This is a genomic window from Pseudomonas sp. LB3P25 (assembly GCF_054897985.1).
Genome location: NZ_CM142711.1, coordinates 5706024 through 5722883 on the forward strand (window position 1 = coordinate 5706024; position 16860 = coordinate 5722883).

At 54.6% G+C, this 16860-nt stretch carries 15 protein-coding genes, 1 tRNA gene and 1 pseudogene; 12 read left to right on the forward strand and 5 right to left on the reverse strand.

The window, feature by feature from the left end; genetic code table 11:
- The first annotated feature begins 12 nt into the window (after window positions 1–12).
- The 6 genes from atzF (at window position 13) to ACYZTW_RS26230 (ending at window position 5982) form a co-directional block, all read left to right on the forward strand.
- Entirely contained in the window at window positions 13–1791 is a 1779-nt protein-coding gene (atzF, locus tag ACYZTW_RS26205) for an allophanate hydrolase (RefSeq protein WP_462002402.1), read from the forward strand.
- Window positions 1792–2092: 301 nt separating this feature from the next.
- Window positions 2093–3580 carry a sensor domain-containing diguanylate cyclase gene (locus ACYZTW_RS26210; protein ID WP_462002403.1) on the forward strand — a complete coding sequence of 496 codons (1488 nt, stop codon included), beginning with the start codon at window positions 2093–2095 and terminating at the stop codon, window positions 3578–3580.
- Window positions 3581–3586: 6 nt separating this feature from the next.
- Window positions 3587–3805, forward strand: a complete 219-nt coding sequence (locus ACYZTW_RS26215) for a cysteine-rich CWC family protein (RefSeq protein ID WP_462002404.1) — start codon at window positions 3587–3589, stop codon at window positions 3803–3805.
- Window positions 3806–3838: 33 nt separating this feature from the next.
- A complete protein-coding gene (locus ACYZTW_RS26220) occupies window positions 3839–4531 on the forward strand; it encodes a pseudouridine synthase (RefSeq protein WP_462002405.1) in 693 nt (230 codons plus the stop codon).
- 312 nt (window positions 4532–4843) lie between these two features.
- A complete protein-coding gene (locus ACYZTW_RS26225) occupies window positions 4844–5728 on the forward strand; it encodes an alpha/beta fold hydrolase (protein ID WP_462002406.1) in 885 nt (294 codons plus the stop codon).
- Between the two features lie 180 nt (window positions 5729–5908).
- A tRNA-Gly gene (locus tag ACYZTW_RS26230) sits at window positions 5909–5982 on the forward strand.
- A 261-nt stretch (window positions 5983–6243) separates the two neighbouring features.
- Here the strand turns inward: ACYZTW_RS26230 and ACYZTW_RS26235 are convergent.
- The 3 genes and pseudogenes from ACYZTW_RS26235 to tam all read right to left on the reverse strand — a co-directional run.
- Window positions 6244–6387 (reverse strand): annotated as a pseudogene (locus tag ACYZTW_RS26235) (IS630 family transposase); the annotation flags it as partial.
- Between the two features lie 65 nt (window positions 6388–6452).
- Entirely contained in the window at window positions 6453–8099 is a 1647-nt protein-coding gene (locus ACYZTW_RS26240) for a phosphoethanolamine transferase (protein WP_462002407.1), read from the reverse strand.
- A gap of 198 nt (window positions 8100–8297) precedes the next feature.
- Window positions 8298–9068 carry a trans-aconitate 2-methyltransferase gene (gene tam, locus ACYZTW_RS26245; protein ID WP_462002408.1) on the reverse strand — a complete coding sequence of 257 codons (771 nt, stop codon included), beginning with the start codon at window positions 9066–9068 and terminating at the stop codon, window positions 8298–8300.
- 104 nt (window positions 9069–9172) lie between these two features.
- Here tam and ACYZTW_RS26250 point away from each other — a divergent pair, with 104 nt between their 5' ends.
- Window positions 9173–9691 carry an AidA/PixA family protein gene (locus ACYZTW_RS26250; RefSeq protein WP_462005840.1) on the forward strand — a complete coding sequence of 173 codons (519 nt, stop codon included), beginning with the start codon at window positions 9173–9175 and terminating at the stop codon, window positions 9689–9691.
- Window positions 9692–10141: 450 nt separating this feature from the next.
- Here ACYZTW_RS26250 and ACYZTW_RS26255 read toward each other — a convergent pair whose 3' ends face one another.
- A complete protein-coding gene (locus ACYZTW_RS26255) occupies window positions 10142–10483 on the reverse strand; it encodes a hypothetical protein (protein ID WP_462002409.1) in 342 nt (113 codons plus the stop codon).
- Between the two features lie 442 nt (window positions 10484–10925).
- Here ACYZTW_RS26255 and ACYZTW_RS26260 point away from each other — a divergent pair, with 442 nt between their 5' ends.
- From ACYZTW_RS26260 to ACYZTW_RS26280, 5 genes are read left to right on the forward strand one after another with little or no spacing between them, the layout of a single operon-like run.
- A complete protein-coding gene (locus ACYZTW_RS26260) occupies window positions 10926–12398 on the forward strand; it encodes a c-type cytochrome (RefSeq protein ID WP_462002410.1) in 1473 nt (490 codons plus the stop codon).
- Window positions 12399–12447: 49 nt separating this feature from the next.
- Window positions 12448–14223, forward strand: a complete 1776-nt coding sequence (gene ctaD / locus ACYZTW_RS26265) for a cytochrome c oxidase subunit I (protein ID WP_462005841.1) — start codon at window positions 12448–12450, stop codon at window positions 14221–14223.
- Window positions 14220–14912: a cytochrome c oxidase subunit 3 gene (locus tag ACYZTW_RS26270; protein ID WP_462002411.1), complete on the forward strand. Its 693-nt coding sequence runs from the start codon at window positions 14220–14222 to the stop codon at window positions 14910–14912. Before ctaD ends, ACYZTW_RS26270 begins: the two co-directional genes overlap by 4 nt.
- A gap of 6 nt (window positions 14913–14918) precedes the next feature.
- Window positions 14919–15632 carry a heme-copper oxidase subunit III family protein gene (locus ACYZTW_RS26275; protein ID WP_462002412.1) on the forward strand — a complete coding sequence of 238 codons (714 nt, stop codon included), beginning with the start codon at window positions 14919–14921 and terminating at the stop codon, window positions 15630–15632.
- Window positions 15633–15645: 13 nt separating this feature from the next.
- Complete coding sequence (locus ACYZTW_RS26280) at window positions 15646–15963, forward strand: cytochrome C oxidase subunit IV family protein (RefSeq protein WP_008074510.1); 318 nt, start codon at window positions 15646–15648, stop codon at window positions 15961–15963.
- Window positions 15964–15995: 32 nt separating this feature from the next.
- Here the strand turns inward: ACYZTW_RS26280 and ACYZTW_RS26285 are convergent, their stop codons facing one another.
- Complete coding sequence (locus ACYZTW_RS26285) at window positions 15996–16556, reverse strand: magnesium transporter (protein ID WP_462002413.1); 561 nt, start codon at window positions 16554–16556, stop codon at window positions 15996–15998.
- Window positions 16557–16860: the final 304 nt, after the last annotated feature.

The following is a 16860-nucleotide window of genomic DNA, read 5'->3' on the forward strand; positions in this document are numbered from 1 at the left end:
AGGATTAACGCCATGAACATCAATCTGCAACTCGACGCCCTGCGCAGCGCTTACCGCGACGGCAGCACCACACCTCGGCAACTGCTGCTGAACCTGCGCGATAAAGCCGCAGCACTGAACCCGGATTATCACCTGTTCATCCACTTGCTCAGCGTTGAAGAACTGGAACCGTACCTCGCCGCACTCGACGGTCGCGACGTCGACAGCCTGCCGCTGTTTGGTGTGCCCTTTGCGATCAAGGACAACATCGACCTGGCGGGCATTCCCACCACCGCAGCGTGCCCGGCGTTTGCCTACGTGCCCGAACGTTCGGCGACCATCGTCGAGCAATTGCTGGCGCTGGGGGCTATTCCGTTGGGCAAGACCAACCTCGACCAGTTCGCCACGGGGCTAAATGGCAGTCGCTCACCCTATGGCGCGTGCCCGAACAGCGTGTTGCCGGAGTATCCGTCGGGCGGTTCCAGTGCCGGCTCTTCACTGTCGGTGGCGCTCGGCGTGGCGAGTTTTTCCCTGGGCACTGATACAGCAGGCTCCGGGCGCGTGCCGGCGGCGCTGAATAACCTGGTAGGGCTGAAAGCCACCAAAGGGTTAATCTCCACGGCCGGTGTGATGCCGGCGTGTCGCACGCTCGATTGCGTGACCACGTTCACTGCGACTGCTCGGGAAGCCAGTCAGTTGCTCGCACTCACTGCGCACCTTGATCCTCGCGATGAATACAGCCGCAGCAACCCGTTGTGGAATGACGGCTCGGCGTTCGGCACTCCGCGTCCTTTCCGTTTCGGCGTACCTCGTGCGCAGGATCTGGAGTTTTTCGGTTGCCCTGAAGGCCCACTGTTGTTTGGTGATGCCATCGACCACCTCAAAGCGTTGGGCGGTGAAGCCGTGGAACTGGATTTGTCGCCGTTCCTTGAAGCGGCGCGTTTGCTCTATGAAGGCCCGTGGGTGGCTGAGCGCTACAGCGTGGCCGGCGAGTTGATGGAGAAAAACCCTGAAGCCGTACTGCCGGTGATTCGCGCGGTGCTGGCCAAGGCGCCGGCGGTGAGCGGTGTGCAAACGTTCCGCGCCCAGTACCGGCTGCAAGCGTTGAAAGCGCTGTGCGACAAGGCGCTGGACGGCCTCGACTGCGTGCTCACACCCACCATCGGCCGCCCCGTCACGCTGGCGGAACTGGACGCCGAACCGGTGCTGCGCAATTCGGAACTGGGCTACTACACCAATTTCATGAACCTGCTCGATTACGCCGCCGTCGCCGTGCCCAGCGGTTTCATGGGTAATGGTTTGCCTTGGGGTGTAACGCTGTTTGGCCGGGCGTTTACTGATCAGTATTTGTTGGGTGTGGCGGATGCCATGCAGCGTCAGCAAGGTTCCGCCGCGCCTGCGCCGACGGCTGTCGCACGCAATGACCGGGCGCGATTGGTGGTGTGTGGCGCGCATCTGGATGGGCTGGCGCTGAACTGGCAGCTCAAGCAGCGCGGGGCTCGACTGGTCGAGACGACGTTCAGCTCGCCGGACTATCAATTGTATGCCTTGGCCGGCGGCCCGCCGTTTCGTCCCGGGATGGTTCGCGTGAAGGACGGTGGTGTGGCGATTGCGGTGGAGGTTTGGGAACTGCCGAGCCGTGAGTTGGGTTCGTTTTTGACCGGGATTCCGGCGCCGCTGGGGTTGGGCAAGGTGCAATTGGCGGATGGGCGTTGGGAGAGCGGGTTTATTTGTGAGGCGTATGGGTTGGAGGGGGCGGTGGATATCAGTCATTTGGGGGGGTGGCGTGCTTATCTAGAGACTCGTGTCTGATCCGGAATCCGCCCTCACCCTAACCCTCTCCCGGGGGGAGAGGGGACTGACCGAGGTGTTCTTTCGAGTTACATCGACCTGAAATATCGAGTCGAACTCAGGTTTGAGAAGCATGAAGATCGACCCCCTTTCCCCCTCTCCCCTCTGGGGAGAGGGCTGGGGTGAGGGGTCGATCTGCTCAACAACACAGCTCTACATCAAGACATTCAAATCGCCAGCCATTCCCCCCACAAATGCAGCAGTTATTTCCCCGCTGTGCCATTAGAATGCCTGCCATCGGATCACTGCCAACGGAATTGTCATGCCGCTTCGCTCGCCGCTGTATTCGCAACGTTCGTTGGTCCTCACGCTGATCGCGTTGCTGGGCGCAGGCTTTCTCGCTACCTCTTTCCTCAGTTACTACGCCTCGCGAGCGTCAATCCGCGACAGCATCGTCAACACCGAACTGCCGCTGACGTCGGACACGGTCTACTCGGAAATCCAGAAAGACCTTGTCAGACCGATCCTGATTTCCTCGATGATGTCCCGCGACACCTTCATGCGTGACTGGGTGGTAAACGGCGAACAAGATCCCGAAAAAATGACCCGCTACCTCAACGAGGTCATGACCCACTACGGCGCCTACACCGCATTTTTCGTCTCCAACACCAGCCTCACCTACTACCACGCCAAGGGCGTACTCAAACAGGTCAAAACCACTGAATCCCGCGATGCGTGGTATTTCCGCGTACGAGACATGGCCGATCCCTACGAGATCAATGTCGACCCGGACCTTGCCAACAAGGACAACCAGACCTTCTTCATCAACTACAAAGTCTACGACTACAACAACCGTTTCATCGGCGCTGCCGGGGTCGGTCTGACGGTCGATGCGGTGATCAAGCTGATCGACAAGTACCAGCAGCGCTACCAGCGCAGTGTGTACTTCGTCGACAACTTCGGACGCCTGGTGCTCACCGGCGCCGAGGGCGGCCCGCAAGGCGCGAAGATCGGGCAGAGCCTCGGCGAACTCGACAGCATGAAAAGCCTCGTCAGTCAGCTGCCCAAGCCCCACAGCGGCAGCTACGAATATTCCGTTCAGGGCCAGGGACATTTCCTCAACGTACGGTTCATCCCGGAACTGAACTGGTACCTGTTTGTCGACAAGCGTGAAGACGGCGCCCTCAGTGAAATCCGCCAGTCGCTGTATCTCAACCTGCTGATCTGCCTGATCGTCACGCTGATTGTGCTGGCCCTGCTCAACCGGGTGATCAAGCGTTATCAGGGCAAAATCCAGGCCCAGGCAACTTTGGACAGCCTGACCGAATTGCCGAACCGCCGCGGTTTCGATCTGTTGGCGGCGCAAGCCATGCACGAAGCCCAGCGCGAGCCCAAACCGCTGTCCGCTTTGCTGCTGGATCTGGACCACTTCAAGGCCTTGAACGACACCTACGGTCACCTTGCCGGCGATCAGGTGCTGATCGGCTTTGCACGGGATCTGGAGAGCTGCCTGCGGCACTCCGACATTGTCTGCCGTTGGGGCGGGGAGGAATTTATCGTGTTGCTCAAGGACACTGACGGTGAGACCGGTCTGATGATCGCCGAGAAAATTCGTCAGCATGTCCAGCAACAGTGTTATGCCTACAACGATAAGGCCTTGCAGCTGACCGTAAGCATCGGCGTTACCACCCTGCAGACCGATGACACCTTGCACACGCTGCTCTCGAGGGCTGATCATGCGATGTACCGGGCCAAGCAAGCCGGCCGTAACCGCACCTGCGTGGAAATGCCTCACTCCAGTTATGCATAACCCTACATGAGTAAACCCGACCTCTGCCCGGCGTGCGGCGCCGCCAACGACTGTACCCTGGCTGACCCGCGAACCGCCGATAGGGCCTGCTGGTGCTACGGCGTCAGCATCGACCCGGCCGTGCTCGAAGCGCTGCCGGCCGGACTGCGCGACATAGCCTGTTTGTGCCCCGGCTGCGCTCAGGTCGAGGCGCAGTTGCAAGCATCCGCCCTGCCGATCACGTAAGATGCGCGGCCCTTTTCCCACCGACCTCTAGCCATGCGTGTTGACCGTTTCCTCAGCAACCTGCCGCGCTTCAACCGTAAGCAGGTACGTCTGTTGCTGGTGGAAAAGCGCGTCAGGATCGACGGAAAAATCGTCAGCGACCCTCACACCGAAGTACGCGAGTTCAGTCGTATCGAAGTCGACGATGATGTGCTGCAAGTCGGCAAACCGGTGCGCCACTTCATGCTGCACAAGCCACCCGGTTGCGTCAGTGCCACCCGCGACCCGGAGCATCCGACCGTGCTCGACCTGATCCATGAACCGGACAAGGATGAGCTGCACATCGCCGGCCGGCTGGATTTCAACACCACCGGCCTGATGCTGATCACCAACGACGGCAGCTGGTCGCGACGCCTGACCCAACCGCAGACCAAACTGCCCAAGGTTTATTACGTCGAGACCGAACGGGACATCGGCCCGGAGTATGCAGTCGCGTTCACCGAGGGGTTGTACTTCGCCTTTGAAGATCTCACCACCCAACCCGCCGAGCTGGTGCTACTCGGGGCAAAGTCGGCGCGGCTGAGCATCGTCGAAGGTCGTTATCACCAGGTGAAGCGGATGTTCGGCCATTTCGACAACAAGGTGCTGCGCCTGCACCGCGAAAGCATGGGCCCGCTGGTGCTCGACAGTGCGCTGAAACCGGGCGAGTACCGCGCATTACGCACCGAAGAGATTCAATTGATCTAAGCAGGCGACCGCTCAGCAGAAGTTGTCGAACAATTTACGAAAGATACTTGCGCGATGACGTGACCCCTGCTTGAATCAGGACGTCGGCCGAAATGTGACCGACGAGTCACAACATACTTCTAAGAAACTTTTTGCCGGTAGAGAACCCTCAGGTTCCGCATTCCCCCGGCAGACTGCCCGCCAATAATAATACCCGTCGACCGGACTGCAATGGATCGACATGGGCCCCAAAATTCCAGGCGTATGCCTACCTGTCACAAAGCTCGTGCAATCTCATTTGCGCGCATACCCGCTTGCTTGGAGTCTTATGACATGAGGCCAGAAATCGCTGTGCTGGATATACAGGGTCAGTACCGGGTTTACACGGAGTTCTATCGCGCAGACGCCGCTGAGAAGACCATTATTTTGGTCAACGGCTCGATGGCCACGACTGCGTCGTTTGCACAAACCGTGAAAAACCTTCATCCGCAGTTCAATGTGGTCTGCTACGACCAGCCCTACGCGGGCAAGTCGAAAGCCCATAACCTGCACGAGAAATTGCTGACCAAGGAAATCGAAGGGCAGATCCTCCTGGAGCTGATCGACCACTTCGCTGCCGAACACGTGCTGTCGTTTTCCTGGGGTGGCGCCGCGACCCTGGTCGCCCTGGCCCACCAGCCACGACGCATCGAAAAAGCAGTGATCAGCTCGTTCTCTCCAGAGATCAACTCGCACATGCTCGACTACCTCGAGCGCGGCATCGATTACCTCGGCAGCCGGGACGGTGACCGGGTCGGCAACCTGGTGAACAGCACCATCGGCAAACACCTGCCGACGCTGTTCAAGCGCTTCAACTATCGGCACGTCAGTTCCCTGGCCGAGCATGAATACGGGCAGATGCACTTCCACATCAGCGATCTGCTGCACAGTGATCGCCAGTGCTTTTTCAAGGCTGCGGAGAAAATCAACGTGCCAGTACTGTTCATGAACGGTGAATGGGACGAGTACACCGCTGCCGACGGCGCTCAACTGTTCGCCAACCACGTGCAACACGCTACTTTCACCACCCTGCAGGCCACCGGCCACTTTCTCGACATGGAACACAAAGGCGCTTGCCGAGATAGCCGTAACGCTTTGCTGGGCTTCTTGAAACCTTCGCAACACGAAAGCCGACCGCGTTATCACTACGTCCAGGACCAACATGCATTGGCCATCTGAAACAGCGTCATCGCGAGCAAGCCCCGCCCTACAGCACTAACGCAATTCTGTAGGAGCGAGGCTTGCCCGCGAACGACCGTCACACGGTCCATGCTTTTGTTTCACCTGTGCTAAAGCGGTCCCACACAAAGAAAAACTTCATTTCCACGCGAACATCTGGTACAAAGTCAGCCGCTCTGAGCGGGTGTCGTATAATGGCATTACTCCAGCTTCCCAAGCTGATAACGAGGGTTCGATTCCCTTCACCCGCTCCACTTCTCTCCTGACTCGTCGATTTCCCTGAAATCTACCGAGCAGGAAGCGAGATAGTCGCGTAGTCCTCCTACAAAGGGCTCCTACACGTGACGCAACGCAACAACCTCTACCGCCGTTCGAGCGGAATCTATGTCCTTCGCGTCACTGTCCCGGCTCGCTATTGCGTCCATCTGGGGGCAAAGAGAAATCCACGTATCTACTCACTCCAAAGATCTACTCAGCGTGAAAGCTGTAGCATGCCGCTTAAATGGGTGTCCGGTAATGCTTTTACAGCGCCAGCGAGGTTCGCCAATGCGAGGTTGGGTGACCTGTTCCAGAACACGGCGAACGGTCTCGGTGGGCAGCGGCAACTTGCGGTCGCGACTGGGCTTGTCAACCAATCAATCCAGTCGCTGTGACTGGAAATTCAGCAACCCAAAATCAGAAAATCCCCCTGAAGGGTCAACGCTTTGCGGGTTGTTCAGTCTATTTAACGGGCATCAAAATCAAACTCTGGAACATATCCTGCGCCGAGCAAATATGGACATTTCGAGGATACAAAATCATTACTCAATAAATCATTCGAGCTTTTATACTGGCTCGTTAAAACCCCTGTAACGCCTAAAAGAGTATGCGACAAAGATGAAATGCTAATTTTCTGATTCTCTCTTTCCTTCAACTTTGAAAGCTTGAGTGATTGCTCGCTTGAAACATTATTGGACGCCCAGATAAATGCCGAAACCGGGAGGTCATATTTATTGCCAATCCCATGACCCAATAGCCCTCGACTGTCATCCATGATGTTTTCACCATGATCCGATGAATAAAACAAGACAGATGGTTTTTGGCTTGATTTCAGCTGATCAATAATTGTACCCAATAGCCAGTCCGTATATAAAATGGCATTGTCATATTCGGCGGTAATTCTGTCTTTTGCGCTGTTTGTTGAAGGTTTGAATTTATTGAAATCATCTGGGTATCGGCGTGAATACTCGAAATGACTACCCTTGACGTGAATAAATATGGCTTGTTTTTCTGTACCGCTTTTTTGCAGGATTTTTTCATATTCTGGAATCAATGCTCCGTCATAGCTTCTCTCGAAATATTGACGGTGTTGTGCCTCTGCAGCTATTTGTGGAATTATTCCGCCAAAGCTATCGACTTCCTGTACAGACAACCAATAGGTCATGTACCCGGCTGCACGATATATACCCACCAATGATTTTGTGGACGCAATGGAATCCCAATCCGATATGGGCTCAAGGCTGAGCATTGAAGGAACGGCGACAGACGTATAGGGGGCCGTCGTACACATATGATTAAACTTGAAAATCCCCGCCTGCCTCTCGAGATTCGGGGTTGTTTCCTTGTCATAACCGTAGAGAGACCAATTTTGCGGCCGTGATGACTCACCGATCACAAAAACAATGATCTCTATATTTGATTGATCCGATATACTCGTTATTTTTACATCAGATTCCTGACGCTGTTTAATAAATTTCTTCGACTCCAAATACAAGTTTGCAGTCAGGCCGATTTGCGACAAATAACCCATTGGTGTGCTTTGATCTTTTGCAACGAGATCCAGGACTGCATACCTCCCGAAAGAATTAACTTTGACGGTTTTATAAAAATACGCCCCATACCCCACCAGCAAAGCGCTAACAGCCAGAAGAAAAATACTCTTGCTTTTATACAACTTTCGCTTATGCAGGCCTATTAATCCAACTCCATAGCAAATTGTGAAAACCACCAAAACGATACTGATGGGCTGCCAATACGTCGGTAGAAAATCGCTTGCCTCCTTGTAGTTGGTTAAGCCAATAAATACATACGCAGCCGTTAATCTCGAGTTGAAATTCAAAACCAGAAACAGATCAACAGCAGCCGCCAAATAGAACGGCAGTAGAATGACATGAAGTTTGAATTGATTGAATGAAACAAATCTGATTGCCAAAAGCCATAACACTGAAATACCCAGAGTATAAATGGCCAACAAATCAATTTTCGAGTATTGATAGTTTGTTATTAATCTAATTAACAACGGCGACAGCAAATACAACCACAACACTAAATTCGGCCATTCTGCTTTTAATACTTTTAATGAGCAATCAATAATATTGGCTGAGTTTTTCATCTTGTAATTGCTCTCGTAGGATCCAACCTGCTGCTCAAGCGTAGCTCCAATTGGCGTGCCGTGCCACGACGCTCACGGCCCTCATACTTTCTCCTGCAGTAGCAAACTTGCCGGCACACAAGGGAGCAAAGGCCACGAATACAACGGGTGACCCAAAGATTCAGCGCTGACGTTGGGCCAGCGCTCGACCTTTTTGCACTAGCGAGTTGCGACGATGAACAAGCGCGGGAACGGCAGCAGTACCGAACCATCGCTCAGCACTGGATACGCCCGCTCGATCGCTGCTTGATACTGCTTGAGGTATTGCGCCCGTTCCGTTTCATCAAGTGGATCAAGGAAAGGTCGCAAACCGCTGCCCTTGAACCACTCGACCACGCCCGATGCGCCGCCCGCGAGCGGGTGATGGTAAGTCGTGCGCCATACATCGACACGAGAACAGTGAGCGCGCAGCATCGAGTAATAACCGCTGGCATCCGCCATCTCTGTTCGCTGCCCTGCGGCGCCAGCAAGTTTACCGATCCAGGGACCATCGGCTGCGACTTCGCGCATCAAGCGGTGCGACGGTTCATTGAGGTTGTCGGGCATCTGAATGGCCAGGCTGCCACCGGGTGCCAGCTTGCTTGCCAGTGCAGGCAGCAACGTCGCGTGATCAGGAACCCACTGCAACACCGCGTTGGCGAAAATCACATCGAACGGGCCGGTATCGCTCCAGGTATCGATGTCAGCTGTGTCGAATTGCACCTGCGGCAAGCGCTTGCGGGCGGCTTCGATCATATCGGTCGAACTGTCCAGCCCACGCACCGCGGCGTTGGTGAAGCGCTCCACCAGCAACTCGGTCGAGTTACCCGGGCCACAGCCGATGTCGATGACCGAGCGCACGTCTGTGTCAGGAATGGCTGCCAGCAAGTCACGGGCAGGACGGGTGCGTTCATCTTCAAAAGCGACGTATTGTTTGGCGGACCAACTCATTGCGTTCTCCTGTCGGTGCGTTTTCTTCAAAACGGGCAAAAAGCTCCAGCCGTTAAGATACAGCGCCCATGTCGATCTGCACTCCCCTGAAGAGGTAGATGGCAATGACAGAGCGAAGTCCGGGCCAGAAAATTCAGTTCTCAATGGTCATTTCCTTATCGCCAAATCTTTTACGTTATTCGCAGCCCAGTCTTGAGCCGAAAAAACCGACCGAGATTGCGCAAGGTTTCATCGTCGCCATCAGCGATACAGATACAACGCAAACCACAACAAATGACAGCTTTATGACGCTTCTCGCCAGTAACGGAAAGAACTTCCATATTCGCGGCAGGACCGTCAGCTTGCTCGCCGAACACAGCGTGGTGTTCTACGAGATGTCTGTAGGTGATGCCGGGGTACTTTCATCGCCTGAATGGGTGGTCCATGCAAACCTGACAGTTCCCGCACCCGATCCCGAAAACCCGACCCAACCGGGCAGCCACACGGCAAATGATCATTATTGGCACTGCACGCAATTGGCTGCTGGGGTTGAGGCGTGCGAACTGAAATTCATGCTGATCAATAAAAGCTGCGAGATATTGGGGTACTTCAGTTGGGCGGTGGACGTGAAGTTGGCGGAGTGAACAGAAATCAAGAAAAACCGGCCTCAAGGGCTAATGCCAGTCAGTTAACCAATTTGTGCAACGACTCACTCTTTGTAGCAGCTGGCGAAGCCTGCGTTCGGCTGCGAAGCAGTCGTAAATGCTGAGTACGCGGCTTTCCTGATACACCGCATTGTCAGATTTCACGACTGCTTCGCAGCCGAACGCAGGCTTCGCCAGCTGCTACAGATCGCGTTACGGCTTAACTGACCGGCATTGGCCTCAAGGGCCGGTTTTTTGGTTTCTGCGTCCCCGTCAAAACCATCATGACGTGAGACTCAGTGGCGCGGATGAAGGGAATCGAACCTGAGTCCTAACCCATTGGTGGCGCAAATGACGCAGCTACGTTGATTCTGTTTAAAAGGTGAATTTTCAGCACCGCACACTCCCCCCATAGGGAAAAACCGATGTCGAGAATCACGTAGTAGCTACTCAAGCATCAATCAGCTGATCAATCAAAACCGCGTTGCTATAGATCAAGCTTCCATCACTCGCTCGATGCCCGACCAAATGGAACTGACCGCGCTCGTTGTGTATATAGACGCGCATTTGGCAGTCGGACAAAGGGTCGTATCCCTCTGGCAATTTCAACTCCAGTGTGTCCATGTCGACATCGACCATGGCTTCACGCTCATGAGTCCTCTGCAGGCGTTCTTCAGCGTCCTCCAGACCCTTATGGAGGGGGCCATCGACGTAAAAATGGATTTCACCCATCGGGGTCGACTTTTGTTGTCCGTTGACTTTGCACCAGCCTTCGATCGTCAAGGCACTCATGACGAAATCTCCGTTGTGGACGGCTGGACGCTATCGCTCTTGGCCGTCACTTGTCTGACCGCTATGCATAGGCAAGGATCTTCGCGGGCGCTTTTAGCCGATCGTTGCCTTGCGTAAACAGACTTTAATTATAGCTGGCAACCGGGCCTCGCTTGCTCGACGTGTCGTCCAGGCGAGAGGTGTTGCTGAATATTTACAGTTATATATAGCGAATAGGTTTCAAGTGATCAAGTTGATGCTGAAGTTGGAATATCCAGACAACAAGGCTTTTCAGGAAAAGCGCTTGTTCTGGCCATGAACTATACTTCCTGCGGACTTTGCCACGAAGATAGGTGGTATTTGTCTAGCCTGTTTTGGCGTCAGATTAGTATTGATTTGACGATGTTGTTCTGTGGCGATGCTTATGCATACCGATGAGTAACAGGAATAGGATGAAAGCAAAATGGCAATGGCAATTATTCTTGTACTAATCGTTATTGCATCAGTGCTGTTCCATATCTTAGCGCCTTGGCATGCGGCACCGGCAGCTTCCAACTGGGGGTCCATAGACACCACCCTATTCATCACCCTGATCATTAGTGGAATATTTTTCATCGCCGTCACGGTATTTATGGCAGTAGCCGTGATGCGTTATCGTCACAAGGAGGGTGCCAGGGCGCACTACCAGCCAGAAAGTAAAAAGTTGGAAACATGGCTGATTATCGTGACCTCGGTAGGTATTGCCGCGATGTTGGCGCCAGGTCTGGTTGTTTACAGTGATTTCATCCAGGTGCCGAAAAATGCTTATGAACTTGAAGTGGTCGCCCAGCAGTGGCAGTGGGCCTTTCGTTTTCCCGGCAGGGACGGAAAGCTGGGCAAGTCGGATATTAAGTTTGTTGACTCCACCAATCCCTTCGGCCTTGACCCCAAGGATCCTGTTGGGCAAGACGATGTGCTTATAAAAAACAATGAAGTTCGCCTTCCGCTCGATCAGCCAGTGAAAGTTTTACTACGCTCTAAAGATGTGCTGCACGATTTCTATGTACCACAAATGCGCAGCAAGATGGATATGGTGCCTGGGATGGTGTCGTACTTTTGGTTTACACCGACTAAAACCGGGAATTATGAAGTCCTTTGCGCTGAATATTGTGGCGTGGGTCATTACAACATGCGCGGCCATATGATCGTGGAAGAACAGGACGCCTTCGATCAATGGCTGAACAGCCAACCGACTTTTGCGCAGACATTAACGACAGCGGCCAAGCCCAGTCGGGACAGCGTGCTGGAAAAAGGTCGCCAGTTGGTCGAAAAGCTCGGCTGCAGTGCCTGCCATAGCCAGGATGGCAGCGCCAGTCTCGGCCCGGGATGGAAGGGGCTGTACGGCCGCACTGAACAGCTTGCCGATGGCACCAGTGTGCAGGTCGATGAGGCCCACCTGAAAGAGTCGATCCTCGATCCGAAGGCCCGATTAGTACAGGGCTACCCGCCGGTAATGGTGGCCTATACTCTCAATGACGATGAACTGGGCGCACTCGTCGCCCTGATCAAATCACTGGGTGCCGCGCAGCAAGACAATGAACCTTCTGCCAGCGAAGCGTCGGGCCCAGGTGATGACTTGGCGGCGCAGGGACAGCGGCTGGCTCAGTCGCTCGGCTGTCTGGCCTGCCACAGTGTCGATGGCAGTAAGGGCGTCGGCCCCAGCTGGCAGGGCCTGTATGGCAAGACAGAACCCCTTGCCGACGGTACGAGTATCAAGGCCGATGAGGGCTATATAAAGGATTCGGTTCTTAATCCCGGCGCCAAAATCGTCAAAGGCTACGCAGCCGTCATGCCAGCCTTTACTCCGAGTGATAAGGAGTTGAACGCACTGATCGCTTTTATCAAATCCAAAGCGAATGCCGACGCTGATGCGAGCAAGGCGGAGCCAGGGAAGTAGCCGTAAAGCAGCCAGGAATGCACCGAAACTTCGACAGGAGGATGACGTGATGGCCTATGCGGAGCAAGCCGAAACAGAAGCACTGCACGAACCCAAAAGTTTCCTGACCAAATATATCTGGAGTCAGGACCACAAGGTCATCGCCATTCAATATTCCTTGACGGCTTTATTCGTGGGCGTTATCGCCGTGGTGTTGTCCGGCTTGATGCGCATTCAGATTGGCTTCCCCGGCGCTTTGGCGTTCATGGACGCCAGTACTTACTATCAGGCGATGACCATGCACGGCATGATCATGGTCATTTACTTGCTGACGGCCTTGTTCCTGGGTGGCTTCGGCAACTATCTGATCCCGCTGATGGTGGGCGCCCGCGACATGGTCTTCCCCTATGTCAACATGCTGAGTTACTGGTTCTACCTGCTAGCGGTACTCGTGTTGCTCTCCAGTTTCTTTGTCCCTGGCGGGCCCACTGGTGCGGGCTGGACGCTCTATCCGCCACAGTCCATTTCTCAGGGGACACCGGGGGTCGAGTGGGGCATTGTCCTGATGCTCGTCTCACTGGCGATTTTCATTGTCGCAGCCACCATGGGCGGGTTGAACTATGTAACCACGGTATTGCAGGCGCGCACGCACGGCATGACATTGTTTCGCATGCCGCTCTCCGTATGGGGAATTTTCATGGCCTCGATTATGGCCTTGTTGGCTTTCCCGGCGTTGTTCGTCAGTGCGGTCATGATGCTGTTTGACAAGCTGTTGGGCACCAGCTTCTTTATGCCGGCGATGGTCTCGCTGGGGCAGCAGCTCGATCACCAGGGTGGCAGCCCAATATTATTCCAGCACCTGTTCTGGTTCTTCGGCCACCCGGAGGTCTACATCGTTGCGCTCCCGGCGTTTGGTTTGGTCTCCGACTTGATCAGCACGCATGCGCGTAAAAATATCTTCGGCTACCGAATGATGGTGTGGGCCATTATTGCGATTGGCGTACTCAGCTTTGTGGTCTGGGCACACCATATGTATGTCAGCGGAATGAACCCGTACTTTGGCTTTTTCTTCGCGACCACCACCTTGATCATCGCGGTACCGACCGCACTGAAAGTCTACAACTGGGTGCTGACCCTGTGGCGGGGCGACATCCATCTGACCGTGCCGATGCTGTTTGCCCTGGCCTTTATCGTCACCTTCCTGGTCGGCGGTCTGACCGGGTTGTTTCTCGGCAATGTGATCGTAGATATCCCGCTCTCGGACACCTATTTCGTCGTAGCCCATTTTCATATGGTCATGGGGGTCGCACCGGTACTGGTGGTGTTCGGCGGCATTTATCATTGGTTCCCGAAAGTAACCGGGCGCATGTTAAACGACACCCTGGGCAAGCTGCATTTCTGGATTACCTTTCTGGGCACCTACGCCATCTTCTTCCCCATGCACTACCTGGGTTTCCAGGGCATGCCACGCCGCTACTACGCCTATGAAAACTACGCCTTCATCCCGCAGTCGGCGCAAGATTTGAACGCCTTCATTACGGTGATCGCATTGACCGTTGGCGTTTCCCAGCTGCTGTTCCTGTTCAACCTGGCCTGGAGTGCATTTAAGGGCAAGCCCGCAGGCAGTAATCCCTGGGGCGCGGCCAGTCTGGAATGGCAAACGCCGAACACCCCGCCGATACACGGTAACTGGGGAGCGAAGCTGCCGGTCGTGCATCGCTGGGCCTATGACTACAGTGTGCCGGGGATAGAACAGGATTTCGTTCCGCAAACGGTCTCCGCCGAGGAGCTGGAGCACATGCGGCAACTGAGTGCCGGAACCAAGATAGCGGACGTTAAAACATGAACAGACTGCTATTGAGAAACGCGGACGACGCTGACCCTGGCGGCAGTTGGAGTCGCGATCCTGGGGATGCTCAGTCCACCGAGGGTGCCAATAGAGGCCAAATCGCAAGAATGGGCCTGCGCTTGTTTCTGGCCGTGGTGAGTTCGTTATTCTTTCTCTTCCTGATCGCCTTTATTGCCCGTTCACAAATGGCCGACTGGCTGCCCCTGACAGAGCCCTTGGCGCCGTTAGCCAATCTCTGGCAGTTATGGCTGAATTCGGCTTTTCTGGTACTCAGTTGCATCGCACTGCAGTGCTCGCGCATGGCCGCCCGACAGGCGCGACTGGGCGCAACGGTTATTGGCTTTGCATTGGGCGGCGTATTTGCCATTGCCTTTCTTGTGGGGCAACTCTGGGTCTGGCAGCAGTTTGTCGCCTGGGGCTACTTTGTCGCCAGCAACCCGGCCAACAGTTTCTTCTACCTGTTGACCGGCATGCATGGGCTCCACCTGCTGGGCGGGCTGATAGCCTGGGGCATAATCGTTGCTAAATTCCTGCATCGCGTGCCGTTGCCGCAACTCAGCGTCAGCGTAGAGCTCTGTACCACCTATTGGCACTACTTACTGGGTCTTTGGTTCGTGCTATTCGCTTTGCTGGCCAGCACGCCAGACACCTATGAAGCGATCGCCAGATTCTGCGGCCTGAGGTGAAAAGCCATGGCATCGCACCCACAAGCCCCAGGCGAGACCAGTTCATCCAATCCACCAGACTCACCGCCTGCACCGGGATGGCAGGGCATCGCCAGCGACTGGTCCTCGGATAGAGAGGCCTTCAAGCAGGTCCCTTGGGGCAAGGCGATGATGTGGATATTCCTGCTCAGCGATACTTTTATATTCACCTGTTTTTTAACCGGCTACATGTCGGTACGCATGACCATCACCACCGCTTGGCCGAACCCCAGTGAAGTGTTCGCATTGACGATCGGCGGTAGAGAAATCCCACTTATTCTGATCGCCATCATGACCTTTGTGCTGATCAGTAGCAGCGGCACCATGGCCATGGCCGTTAATTTCGCCTATCGCCGTGATCGCGCGAAAACCACTGCCCTGATGCTGGCGACCGCTGCCTTGGGTGTGACGTTCGTCAGCATGCAGGCATTTGAATGGAGCAAGCTCATCGCAGAAGGGGTGCGTCCCTGGGGGAACCCCATGGGGGCGGCGCAATTTGGTGCCAGCTTTTTCATGATTACCGGTTTCCACGGACTGCATGTGTCAATCGGCGCCATCTACCTCAGCATTGTGGCGCGGAAAGTATTGCGGGGAGATTATGAGCGCTCCGGAAACTATCAGAACGTCGAGATAGCCGGGCTTTACTGGCACTTCGTGGATTTGGTGTGGGTGTTTATTTTTGCTTTCTTCTATTTATGGTAGAGGAGCACAGGTGATGGCACATGCTCAGGGTCAGCAACATCCAATCAGTTTGTACCTTAAAATTTGGGGGCTGTTATTCGTCCTCAGCACGCTGTCGTACCTTGTCGACTATTTCCACTTCCATGGTTACCTTCGGTGGTCCCTGATTATCACTTTCATGTTGTTGAAGGCAGGTTTAATTGTCTCCATCTTCATGCATATGGCCTGGGAGCGGTTGGCCATGGTCTACGCCATATTGGTGCCACCTTTGTGTTTGCTGGTGCTCGTCGGACTGATGGCCACCGAGGCAGACTATGTTTTCCTCAGCCGGGTCATTTCCTTCGGCCAATAAGCAGCGTCCGGATGGCCTTCAGTCTCCAGGGGCTAACCCGATATCACTCGTTTGAACTGATGCCATTTGTGCTGCCAGGCTACTGTCCAGTGGGGGGCTGCCGTTCCCGTACCGGCGATCTCCAGCATTGGATGATGTTCGATAACCCCGTCCAATACCGACTCCTGATTCGGCTCGACATCTACGAAGAAAATATGTTTTCCCTCTGCTACCACCTGTTTAAAACTGCGAAAGTGAGTGTTTGGTACCTGGATACCAAAAAAACCGCCTTCCCAGATGCAGAAGCCAAATACAACAACGGCAAGAAAGATAAAAGGCATCCAGCCTGCGACGGATTCGGTCCAGCCCAGCCAATAGGCGCCGCCTAGAACCAGCGCCGCGAGTGGCACACCGATCACTGCACCAATTTCGCCAGAGTGGACAACATCCTGTTCCATTAACGAGTTAACCTCGTGAAGGTGATGTTGTTCAACATCGGCAACGTGTTCACTGAGCACATGAATTTGTTCGGAATTGATGCCGCTGGCTTCCAGTTCATTTTCAACGGCTTCAAGATCGTCGAGATTGTTGCTGATGTAATAGTGTCGATTCATGCCACACCTCCCATCCCGCGTTTGCTGTAGACCTCCTCTGTCCTGCAGCCTTTAACTGAGATTTGCAGTCGGTATCTGTACCCGTGGGGAACGTTGCACACTTCATGCAATCCGAAAGAAGTATAGCACCCGTTAGCATGCGGAGAAGGAGGCGTCAAGATCTGAAGGCAGCATCAGAGGCTGGGGCGCTCCGACGAATTCTGCCTTCGGCAGCTCCTCCGACCTAACGAGATACGAGCTACCGGCTTTTCATCGAATGCAGAATTTAATCAGAATTTTCATCACGCCGTTGCTGTCTGAAAAT